The organism is Azospirillum sp. HJ39 (assembly GCF_041507355.1).
GTDB lineage: Bacteria > Pseudomonadota > Alphaproteobacteria > Azospirillales > Azospirillaceae > Azospirillum > Azospirillum thiophilum.
In genome coordinates, this window is sequence record NZ_CP167911.1 from 1,830,377 (window position 1) to 1,842,426 (window position 12,050).

Below are 12,050 nucleotides of genomic sequence, written 5' to 3' on the forward strand. Positions count from 1 at the left end.
CCGCCCCCCGCATGGCTCCCGGTCGCCCACCCCCAAGGCTGGCGATTCTCACCGTCGTGCGCGACGACCGGGCCGGGCTGGCCGACACCTGCGACAGCCTGCGCGGGCAGCTGGGTCCGGATGTCGTCTGGATGGTCGCGGACGGCGGCTCCACCGACGGTACCGCACAGTGGCTCGAAGAGCATGCGGAGCTTCTGCACTGGTGGCGCTCGGCCCCCGACTCGGGGCTCTACGACGCGATGAACATTGCCCTCGACGCCGCACGGGATCTCGGCTGCGGCCATGTGCTGTTCCTGAATGCCGGCGACCAGCTGGCGGAAGACGACACCGTTGCCATGCTGCTCGAGGCCATCGGCCGCCATCCCGACTGCATCCTTCTGTATGGCGACGCGCTGGAGCGGCAGCACGATGGACGTATCCTGTTGAAGCGCGCAAGATCCCATCGATGCGCGCCTTTCGGCATGTTCACCCATCATCAGGCCATGATCTATCGCGTCGCCGCCCTGCAGGGGCTCAGTTTCGACCTTCGGTTTCGGATCGCGGCCGACTATGCCATGACTGTGTCGGTCCTCGCCCGTGGAAACGCGGTCCGGTTGAACGCGCCCGTCTGTCTGTTCGCGCCGGGCGGCCTGTCACAACGTCAAGCCGCACGCGGGCGACTGGAACAGGCGCTGATTCGGCGGTCCATCCTTGGACATGGCTGGCTGCGCGTCGCGACGGTCGTCGCCGCCCAACGAGTCGCGCTGACGGTACGCCATCATTTTCCCGCCGCTTACGCGAAATTACGTTTCAGATGCCCCGAAACTTAATGTCTTTCGCATATGCATTCCCGCTTCCAACCAAACGGACCGTTGATGCGCACAAATGGTTGCATAGAATTTACTTTCTGAACTAAGCATTCTTGCGGCGCCTTCCCTCCGGCTTTCCCTTCGAGGTATGACTTATGAGCGCGACCAAGACCAAACTCGCCCCCGCCCACACTCTGTCGCGCCGCGGCGAAGGTCCGAATCCCATCGACATCCATGTCGGAGCCCGCCTGCGGCTTCGTCGCACCCTGCTTGGCCTGAGCCAGGAAAAGCTGGGTGAAGCGGTGGGGATCACCTTCCAGCAGCTCCAGAAATACGAGCGCGGGTCGAACCGCATCAGCGCCAGCCGCTTGTACAACCTGTCCCAGGTCCTGGGCGTGCCGGTGAGCTATTTCTTCGACGACATGCCGTCCCCCGACCAGATCGCCGCGGAAGTCCCGCCCGAGACCCCCAGCGAAACCGAAGAGTTCGAGTCGATGGCCCGCCGCGAGACGTTGGAACTGGTTCGCGCCTATTACCGGATCGAGGATCCGGGCGTCCGCAAGCGCACCTTCGACCTGTTGAAGGCGCTTGGCGGCGACCGCATCGCACTGGTCGAGGAATAAGGGGCTTCCGGAGAACGGCCATCCATGGCGCCCCCCACCGGCGACCCGATGGGCGGGGCTTGGGGCGGCGGGGAGTGAATGGACGGAATGCGGACGGAGGAATTCTGCGCCCTTGCGGTTGCCCGCATCTTGAGCCCGACCTGCCAGTAATAGAATGCGCGCGCCAACGCATGGTCCAGCCCGGCTGCGCCGTCGAGCAGGCCCAGGCGCAGGACGTAGGCATGCAGGAAGGCCCAGAGCGGGCGGGCGGGCAGGCGCTGGAACAGCCGTTTCAGCAAAGGCCGGCCGACCGGCCCGCAGCCGCGCGGTTCGCCGTCGATCAGGCGCTCCATCCGGCCGTCGGCACGCAGCGCCGCCTCCCAGTCGGAATAGCGGTTGTGACGATCGAACCAAGCGGACAACGGCTTGACGTCGCCATGATCCATCGGGTGGCGAAGCCGACCGGCCGTTCCCTCGCCCGAGGGCTGGTAGTGCCCCTCCACCTCCCACATGGCGGCAACGTCCAGGTCCGGCTGCTCGGGGTAGCGCATGCGCCGGCGATCGAGCAGCGCCAGCTTGCGGTTCCAGCAGCCGAAGCGCAGAGCGCGGCCATGCAGGACCGGCCGGCCGTCGATCCAATAGGCGGGGTGTGACGGCCCGTCGGCCATCAGCCGGGCGATCTCCGCCACGAGAGCCCGGGTCGGCCGTTCGTCCGCATCGACGAACAGCACCCAGTCATGGGCCAGCGGCAGGGCATCCAGGCACCATTGCTTCTTTTTGGGATACCGGCCATTCCAGTGGAAGGGCACCACCGGCACGCCATGCGCGCGGGCAATTTCAGCCGTGCCGTCGTCGCTGGCACTGTCGACAACGAAACACTCGGCGAAGTCGGCCAGCGCCGGCAGGCAGAGCGGCAGATTGGCCGCTTCGTTCTTGGTCATCACCACGACGGACACCGGGATGCGGCCCATCATCGTCGATCCTCCGCCGCCAAGCCGTCGGACGCCGCACCCTCGCGCAGGGCATGGCGGGCCGACAGGGCGAAGCCGGCGGCCACCAGCCCGGCCATCCCCGCTAGCGGCACTACCACCGCCGGATTGGGCCAGTCGGGCAGCGCGGGAGCGGATGGCGGCTGCACCATGTCGGCGGCGAAGGGAAGGTCAACGCCGATCATCATCGCCACCCGCTCCTGATCCAGCAGCAGATCGCTCAGCGCCTGCCGGTGCTCGGCCACGGTGATCGCCGCCAGCCGGGCCTTGATGTGGGCGATCTGGGCGGCGCTGCGCCGCGCCGCCTCCATCCGCAGGTGGGCATCGGTCGCCGACGCTATCCAGCCGATCAGGTCGAGCGCCGTCGCCCGGTCGGCATGGCGGAGCGTGATGCGCCGCATCGGTCCCGACCGCAGCATGTCGATCACCAGCCGGTCGCGCAGGGCGCGCGCCACCCGTTCCCCGTCCGGCTCCACCCAGTCCTCGCGCCCGACCAGCGCCAGCAGCATCCGCTTCACCGCCGGCAACAGCCCCGGCGGCGGACGCCAGCGTCCGGCCTCGCCGTCCCAGCGCTCCGGGAACAGCGCACGCAGCAGGGCGGGCTCGCGCGCCAGCCGGTCCGCCACCGGACCGGTCCCGAACAACTCCAGATAGCGGGCATAGTCGGACAGCGACTCGTCGCCGGCACCGGGCTCGGCCACCGCAGCCGATTCGCGCCCGCTGAGCGCCGGCACCCGCGCCCCCATGGCGGCGGAACCGACCCGTGCCGTCGGACCGATCACCATCGTCGCTGTGTAGGCCGGCGTCACCAGCCACAAGGTGCCGACCGCAAGCGCCAAACCACCCGCGAAGCCGGCCAGCAGCCAGCGCCAGCCGCCCGACAGCGTGCGGACGAAGCTGCGCAGATCGCCTTCCCCGTCGTCCGGCACCCGCAGACCCAAGGTCATGGCACCCCGCTGTGCGATGACGCCGTCAGGCATTGGGGACCGGCCTTCCTTCGACGGAACTTGCGGCAGCCTTTCCCATGACCGGCCGCACCGCCCGCTTCGCCGTCCCGCGGCCCCTTGCAGCACCGGCGGCCAGATCGGCAAAGGCGGCGGCTGCGTGGTCGGCGGTCCAGCCGGCGGCGCGGCGAGCCGCAAGCGCCCCCTCGACGGCGCGGCGGCCGGGATCGGCAGCATAGGCCCGCACCGCATCGGCGATGGCGGCACCGTCGAACGGGTCGATCGTCAGGCCGCAGTCCGCCACCTGCGCAGCCGCCTCGCCGCACCGCGGTCCCAGGAACAGGCAGGGCCGGCCGGCCGCCTGCACCCCGGCCAGCTTGCTCGGCACCATCATCCCGTCCGCCGCCGGGTCCATCGTCACCAGATGCAGATCGGCGGCGGACAGGCTCTCCGCCAACCGGCCGGCCGGCTGCCAGGGCAGGCGCCGCAGGTTGCGCAAGCCCCGGCTGCGCGCGGCCTCCTCCACCGCCGCAAAGCCGCGCCCCTCCCCCGTCAACAGGAACAGCAGCGCGGGATCGCTTTCCTGAAGCCGCGCGGCGGCATCGAGCACGCCGTTCATCGGATGGGCGAGACCGAGCGTGCCGGAATAAGCGACGAGGATACGCCCGTCCCCATCCTCCAGCCCCAACGAGCGGCGAAACCCATTGCCGGCCGCGGATTGCGGGCGAATGACGGGGTCGGGCCAGTTGGGCAGCAGGGCCAGGCGGTCAGCCGCAACGCCCATCGCGGCGATCCGGTCCCGCATGCAGCGGCCGATGGCGACGACCCGGTCATGGCGGCGCAGCGCCCGCGCCATGCCGTGCCTCGCCAGTCCCAGCACCGCCGCCGGCATTCCCACCCCCAGCACCGGCAGCAGGTCCGGGTAGAGATCGTGGCACCAATGCAGGGAGGCCGCGCCGTGCCGGGCCGCCAGCATCGGCCCGGCCAGGGCCAGCATCGGCGGATCGGTCATCGTCACGATCACGTCATGGCGCGGCAGGCGCAGCGCCAACCCGGTCAGCCGGCAAAGCGAATCGAGATAGGCGCGGACGGTCGGCCGTCCCCGCTCCGGCACCGCCCCGCCGGTGCGGTGCACGGCGATGCCGGCCGGAGCGTCCGGCCGAGACGTCTCCCCATCCGTAACCACCGTGACCCGCCAGCCCGCCGCCGCCAGCCGCCCGCCGAGGTCCGCCAGACAGCGCCCGGTTGCTCCACGGTCCGGCGGGAATACCCGATTTACGAACATGATGGACAAAGGATCGAGCGCCACGGTGCACCAGCACATGAATTGCACGCATAAGTATGACGATCCGCTAGCGCGTCGACAACCCTTTCCTGCATCCGGCAGCCAGAAGCATCAGCGACAGGAGAACGCCGGTGTCGAGATACTTAAAGCTGGTGTGGAGGCCGAGCGCCATCAGCAGCGGCGGCACCAGCGCCAGTGCCAGCGGCGGATCGTCGGCCAGCAGCCGGCACCAGGGCCGGACCAGCGCGCCCAAATAGGCGCCGAGCGCCAGCATGCCCAGCAATCCGGTCTTCAGCAGACTGTAGCTGACCAGCGTGTGGGTGTAGCCGACTCGCCAGCCGCCGACCGCCGGATTGGCGATGCGCGCCCCCCACCCGTCGCCGAACAGCAGCGCCCAGGGCGAGGCGGCGACATGGTCGATCACCGCCGCCGCCTCCTCCCATCGGGTGTTGGCGCCGGTCAGCCGGGTTTTCTCCGCCGCCTGCTGCCAGATGCCGGTCAGCGCATCGCCGGCCAGCGCCGCCGCCAGCCCGACGCCAAGCAGCAGTGGCAAGGCGAGCACGGGGCGCCGCCGCATCCACCACAGCGCGATCAGCGCCAGCGACAGCGCCGCCAGCCCCAGCGCAGTGCGGTGGACCGCCCCACCCAGCGCCCCCAGGCAAACCGCCCCGCCAGCGGCGGAGGCAAGCGCCACGGCCGGGCGCCACACCCTTCCCCCGGAGGCCAGCAGCGAAAGCGACAACGCCGGCAACGCCACAGCGGCGAACAGCACCGACGGCGCGTTCAGCAGATAGACGCCGCCATCCGCCATCGCCCGCAGGCCGACCGCGCCGAACCCCCATCCGGACTGCCGCCACCAGCGCAGCGCCAGCAGCAGCCCAGCCAACGCCAGCCCGCCCGCGAGCGCACGCACTCCCCATGGCCCGGCGCCCGCCGGGCCTAGTCGCTTCAGCGCCGGCACCAGCAGCACGGGCAGGAACAGGTAGAGGAGAGGCACCACGTCGCGCAGGATGTCCGCCGCCTCCCAGCCGAGCGCGGCCCCGCGCAGCAGCGGCGCCCACAGCAACCAGGCCAGCGCCGGGACCGCCACCGTCTGCCAACCGGCGTCCGACCGCACCCGCAACGCATGGCCGGTCATGACCGCCAGCGGCCGGCGCCAGCCGACTGCCAGCACCATCAGAAGTCCGATGGCTGCCTCGACCCAGCGCAGGGCCGGCGGCGCCGGGACGCTCAATCCGCCATAGACCAGCAGCGCGGCCGGCATCGCCAGCAGGGCGACCCCGCCGCCCCTCACCGCCGCATCCGGCGATGCGGGCGCCGGTTCAGGCCCAGCGCTGCAGGGCGCGGTCCAGCCGGTAGAACAGTCCTTCCTGCGGGCGCAGGCGCAACGTGCCGGCCAGGGTCAGCGGCTCGCGCGTGGCGGGCAGCGCGATGGAACTGTGGACATGGATCATGGTCGCCGGACCGGGACTCCGGCAGGCCGGGCAGCCCATCGGGTTGGCGGACAGGATGAAGCGGTTGTGGGTGGCGCCGTCCGACAGCGGGACCATGAAGCCGCGGACCGTTACCGCCCGCCCATCCAGTGCCGAAACCCTGACCGGGAATTGCGGATCGCCGGCGAGGCCGCCCAGCCGCACGGCGCCCAGGTCTCGCCAGATCGCCGTGGATTCGTCCAGCGGCAGATGGAAGGGGCCGGCAGGATGGCTCGGCGCATCCGGCGTCCCGGCGGCCCACACGGCCCAGCCGGCGACGGGAAGGACCGCAAGCGGCAACAACAACTGGCGGCGGCCGGGCATGGCCGCGCCAAGGCGGGTGGCGGTGGTCATGGTCGCTTCTCCCGTGCTTCGTTGCTTCGTCACCGGGTTTGCGAAATCGGGGCGCCGTGTCGTTTGGAAATCGTCGGTCCGGTCGCCTGGAAACAGCATGATCCGGTGCGGGGCGGCACCTTCTTCCGGGCGGCCGCCGATTGCGCGGAAGTCTCAGGCAAGCCAAGCTTGCGGTCAACCCGCATTTCGGCCGGCATTCCGGCAAATCGGGGCAGGGAATACGGCTCCGAAGGACAGGTTTCCCGCCCCCCGGCACACCCGCGGTTTCAAAAAAACGCAATCTGTTTGACGGGATGCGCCACGGCGTCCCATAGTCGACCCGCTGTGCCTGTTGCACCGCACACAGCCCAGAGCCAGCCGTTCCGGTGACGAGACGAGCCATGGAGACCTTCCGCTTCCAGCCGGGCGAAACCCCGGTCCTGCTCAGCATTCCGCATGTCGGGACCATGATTCCGCCGGACATCGCCGCTTTGATGACGGACGAGGGACGGGCGCAGCCCGATGTCGATCGCCATCTCGACCGGTTGTACCATTTCGCTCCGGCACTCGGAATCGGTTTCCTGACCGCGCTCTGTTCCCGCTATGTGGTGGATCTGAACCGCGACCCCGACGGCACCATGGCCCAGCCGGGACCGGACCCAACCGAGATCTGTCCGCTGACCACCTTCGCCCATGCGCCGGTCTATCTGCCGGGACGGCAGCCCGACCGGGCGGAAATCGACCGGCGCGTCGGCGCCTACTGGCGCCCCTACCATGAGCAGTTGCGGAGCGAATTGCAGGCTCTGCGCGACAGGTTCGGCGTCGCGATCCTGTTCGACGCCCATTCGGTGCGCAGCCGGGTTCCGCGATTCTTCGACGGCACCCTGCCCGACTTCAATCTGGGCACCGGCGAGGGCAGCAGCACCGCCCAGCCGCTGGTGGGCCGGCTGATGAATGTCCTTTCGGCATCGGAACGTTACTCCGCCGCATTGAACGGCCGCCTGCGCGGCGGCTACATCATCCGCAGCTATGGCCGGCCGGACGACAACATCCATGCCATCCAGCTGGAGCTGACCCAGTCCACCTACATGGACGAGGACGCCCCCTACGGCTTCCGCCCCGACCTCGCATCCCAGGTGAAGCCGCCGCTGGAAAGGCTGATGAGCGTCGTCGTCGAATGGGCTTGGCAGAAGGCCAGCGGCCGGCGCCGGGCGGCCTTCCTGTAGAAAGGCCGGCAGCCTTTTCGCAAAGAAAGAGTGGCCCTCCCCCGTCGCCGGGGAAGGGCCGAAGAACGGCCTGATCGGGGATGGATCAGATCTGGCCGCGCTCGCTGGCCTGACGCATCAGGACATATTGGCGCATCATCTGGTTGCGGAAGCGGTAACGCTCGCGGCCCGGCTCGATCACCGGGGCGAGGATGCCGCCATGATCGTCGCGGGTCAGGCGCTTCAACAGGTCGAGCATGGCCGGTCCCGGCGGCTCGCCATCCTCGCCGGCCAGATCCCTCGGGTCGAACGCGCCATAGGCATCGGCCGGACACAGGGCGGCGGCCAGCAGCGCGTCCTCAAGCTCGGCCCGGCGGTCGGCGGCCAGGGCGCGGGCATAGCTCTCGACGATGCCGCGTTCGGCCTCCTGAAGACAGCGGGCGACGGCATAGGCCAGATCGGGCCGCTCGACCATCCTGCTGCCGCGGCTGACAGCGCTGCGCGCCGCATGCAGGCCCAGAAGCTGGGCGTAATAGGGCAGCCCGCGGACGAACTCGGCGATCCGCCGCACCACGTCCGGGGCGAACTCGATCGCGGCGTTCTGGGCGCCGGCCTGGATCAGCCGGCCGATCTCCTGGTCGGTCATCAGCGGCAGATGCACCGGCACCAGCGAGCGCTGGATCGACGGGTGCTTGCCCAGCAGCTGGTCGAGATTCTCGGCGACGCCGACGACCAGCAGGGTGACGGGAATCGAGCTGTCGGTCAGGTTCTTGAACAGCTCCGCCAGCTTGTTGCGGAAATCCTCGTCGGTGACGCGGTCGTACTCGTCGAGGATCAGCAGCACATGGGTAGCGTGGATTCCCGACAGAACCTCGTTCAGCTCGGTGACGCTGAAGGTGCCTTCCGGCAGCAGCTCGTTGAAGCTGGCGAAGTTGCGCCGCGCCGCGAACGGGTTGTCGAGCGCCGAGCGATAATAGGTCGAGGGTATCTTCTTCAGGAAATGCCGGAAGATGTCCTCGAAGCTCAGCTCGCCGCTGCAGGTCAGCTTCAGCGACAGGTAGCCGGCCTGGCCGGCGATCTTCTCGATGGCGTTGGCCACCGAGGTCTTGCCGCGCCCGCGGTCGCCATAGAGGATGACGTGTGCCCGTTCCTCCTCGATGGCGGAGATGATGCGGCGCAGCGTGTCGTTGCGGCCGATGAACAGACCGTTCAGCTGCTGCTTCGGCCGGGTCGGGGTGAAGGCCTCGCGCAGCAGGCCGTTCAGTTCCGGGGTCAGCCCCTTCAGCATGGCCGGCGCGCCGCCCCCCATGCCGCTCCCTGGGCCGCCGCCCATGCCGCCGCGGTAACCGCCGTTCACCGACATGGTGAAGCGCGGCAGCTCATGTTCGCCCTCGGCCTCGCGGCCTCCCGGCTGCGGGAACATCAGGCCGCGGCGGTCGCCGGTGGCGTCGTTGTCGAGAATGTCGGGCGCCGCCAGGGCGGTCGGGCCGCGCATCGCGTCGAACCCGCCACGGTTGCCGTCGACCGGCCGCAGGTGCGCGCCCGCCGGACGGCCGAATCCCGGGGCATTGGTAAAGCCGGCTTGGCCGGGTCCCATCATCGTTTGACCGGCCGGAACCGGCCCGCCATGCACGGGCACCGGGTTGGCACCGAGGCCGGCACCGGTGATGCCGCTGCCGGGACCGGTCCCGCCGGCCGCCGGCATCCGCTCGTCCGCCACGGCGGCCGAGCGACGCTTCCGAAAGAAATTCCGCATCCGTCCGAATCCCCACGCGTTGTCGGCGTTCGCGGAGCCTATCCCGTTTCGGCTTCTCTGATCGGGCCAGGGACGGTTCCGCGTGTTCCCGATGTAAGCGCTGCGCCGGCCGGATGGACCTGGGATTTCGGATATCATACCGACGCGGCATCCCCCATTCGGGGAGCTCTTCCGAAGGGGTGGTCCCGTCCGGCTCCCATCGAGGCTTCAGCCGATCAGGATCGGACCGACCATGGCCCAGCCATAGAGCACCGCCAGGAACAGGGCGAGGGTCACGCACTCGCGCAGGAAAGCCAGAACCGACATGCCAACCTCCATCGTTCGCGTCTTGTTCTTTCTAGCTACCAGAACAGACGCGGAACGGCAACCAGTCAGTTCCCTCTATGTTCTTGTTATAGGCCTGGGTGTTCCATTTCGGACACAAGCCGAACCGTCAGGCCCTTATAAAGTTACGTGCTGGAAGAGCCTGGGCAGTCAGGCCGTATCGGCATCGTCGTAGCGGATCAGATCGGTCCAGGCACGTTCCAGCCGCCGCAGCGTGCGGTAGGTGGTTTCGAAATCGGCGCTGTCGCTGTCGTTGCGCAGCAGGCTGTCGGCCCGCATCGCCTCCAGCTTCTTCAGCGCCTCACAGGTGGCCAGCCCCTGGCCGGACAGCTTGAGCCGGGCGGCCCGGCGGTCGCGCTGCGAGGGGCTGCGGTCGACATAGCCGGCCTCGACCAGATGCTTCAGATTGTAGGAGGCGTTGGAACCCAGGTAATAGCCGCGCTCGAGCAGGTCGCGGACCGACAGTTCCTCGGTGCCGATGTGCAGCAGCATCAGGGCCTGGGTCGGGCTGAGGTCGGTCACGCCGACCCGGGCCAGTTCCATCCGCAGCACGTCGAGGAAACGCCGGGTGATGCTCTCCATGACGCGGCCTAGGTCGGTGTAGACCGCGGGGGCCGCCACGCTCTGCTGCATGCTCATCGTTCCTGTGCCAGTGGCGTGTCGCCGTTGGCCGGCCGCCGCGGCACCGCCGCGGCTGTGAACCGGCGGACCCGGGAAGCGGCGCCTCGGCACCCCTTCCCGCGGTCGTTCCTGAATGGCCTTTGACGATGGGCGGATTTTGATACGAATTGGAGGGACAAACTTGGGACGAGAGGACCGGGTGTTTTACAGCGTCCCGGGATAGCCGCCGCCATCCAGAAGGATGTTCTGGCCGGTCATGAAGCCGGACTGCGCGGCGCACAGGAAGGCGCAGGCCGCTCCGAACTCCTCCGGGTCGCCGAATCGGCCGGCCGGGTTGGCCTTGCGGCGGACATCCATCTCCTCTTCGATGGTCCGTCCGGCGGCCTTGGCCCCGCCCTCCATCGTCTTGCGCAGACGGTCGGTCTCGAAGGGACCGGGCAGCAGGTTGTTGATGGTGACGTTGTGTTTCACCGTCTGGCGCGACAGCCCGGCGACGAAGCCGGTCAGGCCGGTGCGTGCGCCGTTCGACAGGCCGAGGATCGGGATCGGCGCCTTCACCGCGGCGGACGTGATGTTGACGATCCGGCCGAACCTGCGGGCGACCATGCCGTCGACCGTCGCCTTGATCAGGAAGATCGGCGCCAGCATGTTGGCGTCCAGCGCGCGGATCCAGTCGTCGCGGTCCCAATCGTGGAAATCGCCCGGCGGCGGGCCGCCGGCATTGTTGATCAGGATGTCCGGCTCAGGACAGGCGGCGAGCGCGGCGGCCCGCCCCTCCTCCGTCGCGATGTCGCCGAGTGCGGTGGTGACGGTCGCGCCGGTTGCCTTGCGGATCTCCTCCGCGGTGGCCTCCAGCGCGTCGGCGCTGCGGGCGGTCAGCGTGACATGCACCCCTTCGCGGGCTAGCGCGAAGGCGCAGGCGCGGCCCAGCCCCTTGCTGGCGGCGCAGACGATGGCGCGGCGGCCGGCGATCCCCAGATCCATGTCTCATCCCTTCCTTCAGGTCGTTTTGGAACCGGATCGTTGCGGTTCCGTCTGTTGCAGCTCCAAAAGAACCTCGCGCGCCAGCGGCACCGTCACCCCGCGATGGGCGGCCAGCGACGCATGGTCGAGCGCCGCGACCAGACGGCGGGCGAAGTCGAGCGAGCGTTCCATCCGCGCCAGCAGATAGGTGACGACCTCCATCCCCGGCCGCAACTGGCGGTCGGCGAACAGCTTCACCAGCACGGCGGCCAGCAGCGCGTCGTCGGGCGGCCGCACCTCGACGGCCGGCGCGCCCTTGATGCGGGACCGCAGGTCGGCCAGCCGGGCACGCCAGCGCGACGGCGCCTTGCGCGACAGCAGCAGCAGATGCCCCTGCTGCTCGCGGGCCAGATTGTAGAGGTGGAACAGCGCCTCCTCCCGCGCCGGCTTGCCGGCCACGGCGTCGGCATCCTCGACCACCACCGCGTTGGCCGCCGCCAGCAGCCCCGGCAGGTCGGCCCGGTCGAGCGCATCGCCAGCCGTCACCACCGCATGGCTGCGGGCGCGCCAGACCTGGGCCAGATGGGTCTTGCCGCAGCCGGCCGGTCCGAACACCGTCAGTGCCGGCGCCGGCCAGGACGGCCAGCGGTCGAGCCACGCCACCGCGTCGGCGTTGCTGGGCGCCACCAGGAAATCCTCGCAGCCCATGGCCGTCCGGTGCCCGAGGTCGAGCGGTATCTGCGCCGGCAAGCTCATGCGGACACACCC

At 69.5% G+C, this 12,050-nt stretch carries 12 protein-coding genes; 3 read left to right on the plus strand and 9 right to left on the minus strand.

The window, feature by feature from the left end; translation table 11 throughout:
* Positions 1-11: 11 nt before the first annotated feature.
* A complete protein-coding gene (locus ABMY26_RS21910) occupies positions 12-809 on the plus strand; it encodes a glycosyltransferase (RefSeq protein WP_372396758.1) in 798 nt (265 codons plus the stop codon).
* A gap of 134 nt (positions 810-943) precedes the next feature.
* Positions 944-1,411, plus strand: coding sequence for a helix-turn-helix domain-containing protein (locus ABMY26_RS21915; RefSeq protein WP_045582184.1), 468 nt, complete (start codon positions 944-946; stop codon positions 1,409-1,411).
* Here the strand turns inward: ABMY26_RS21915 and ABMY26_RS21920 are convergent.
* The 5 genes from ABMY26_RS21920 to ABMY26_RS21940 form a co-directional block, all read right to left on the minus strand.
* Positions 1,321-2,364: a glycosyltransferase family 2 protein gene (locus ABMY26_RS21920; protein WP_372396759.1), complete on the minus strand. Its 1,044-nt coding sequence runs from the start codon at positions 2,362-2,364 to the stop codon at positions 1,321-1,323. The two genes, ABMY26_RS21915 and ABMY26_RS21920, sit on opposite strands and share 91 nt — an antisense overlap.
* Entirely contained in the window at positions 2,361-3,359 is a 999-nt protein-coding gene (locus ABMY26_RS21925) for a hypothetical protein (RefSeq protein ID WP_372396760.1), read from the minus strand. The genes ABMY26_RS21920 and ABMY26_RS21925 overlap by 4 nt, the downstream gene beginning before the upstream one ends.
* On the minus strand, positions 3,352-4,608 hold the full coding sequence (locus tag ABMY26_RS21930) for a glycosyltransferase family 4 protein (RefSeq protein ID WP_372396761.1): 1,257 nt from the start codon (positions 4,606-4,608) through the stop codon (positions 3,352-3,354). Before ABMY26_RS21930 ends, ABMY26_RS21925 begins: the two co-directional genes overlap by 8 nt.
* Positions 4,609-4,675: 67 nt before the next feature.
* Complete coding sequence (locus ABMY26_RS21935; protein ID WP_372396762.1) at positions 4,676-5,902, minus strand: hypothetical protein; 1,227 nt, start codon at positions 5,900-5,902, stop codon at positions 4,676-4,678.
* Between the two features lie 28 nt (positions 5,903-5,930).
* A complete protein-coding gene (locus tag ABMY26_RS21940; RefSeq protein ID WP_372396763.1) occupies positions 5,931-6,434 on the minus strand; it encodes a hypothetical protein in 504 nt (167 codons plus the stop codon).
* Positions 6,435-6,814: 380 nt separating this feature from the next.
* Here ABMY26_RS21940 and hutG point away from each other — a divergent pair, with 380 nt between their 5' ends.
* On the plus strand, positions 6,815-7,639 hold the full coding sequence (hutG, locus tag ABMY26_RS21945; RefSeq protein ID WP_372396764.1) for an N-formylglutamate deformylase: 825 nt from the start codon (positions 6,815-6,817) through the stop codon (positions 7,637-7,639).
* A gap of 85 nt (positions 7,640-7,724) precedes the next feature.
* Here the strand turns inward: hutG and ABMY26_RS21950 are convergent, their stop codons facing one another.
* The 4 genes from ABMY26_RS21950 to ABMY26_RS21965 all read right to left on the minus strand — a co-directional run bounded on the left by ABMY26_RS21950 (position 7,725) and on the right by ABMY26_RS21965 (position 12,038).
* The gene (locus ABMY26_RS21950; RefSeq protein WP_372396765.1) at positions 7,725-9,374 is read right to left on the minus strand and encodes an ATP-binding protein; all 1,650 of its coding nucleotides are present in this window, start codon (positions 9,372-9,374) and stop codon (positions 7,725-7,727) included.
* Between the two features lie 474 nt (positions 9,375-9,848).
* Complete coding sequence (locus ABMY26_RS21955; RefSeq protein ID WP_372396766.1) at positions 9,849-10,337, minus strand: MarR family winged helix-turn-helix transcriptional regulator; 489 nt, start codon at positions 10,335-10,337, stop codon at positions 9,849-9,851.
* A 186-nt stretch (positions 10,338-10,523) separates the two neighbouring features.
* Positions 10,524-11,303 carry an SDR family oxidoreductase gene (locus ABMY26_RS21960; protein WP_372396767.1) on the minus strand — a complete coding sequence of 260 codons (780 nt, stop codon included), beginning with the start codon at positions 11,301-11,303 and terminating at the stop codon, positions 10,524-10,526.
* A 15-nt stretch (positions 11,304-11,318) separates the two neighbouring features.
* Complete coding sequence (locus ABMY26_RS21965) at positions 11,319-12,038, minus strand: DnaA ATPase domain-containing protein (protein ID WP_372396768.1); 720 nt, start codon at positions 12,036-12,038, stop codon at positions 11,319-11,321.
* Between the last annotated feature and the right edge of the window lie 12 nt (positions 12,039-12,050).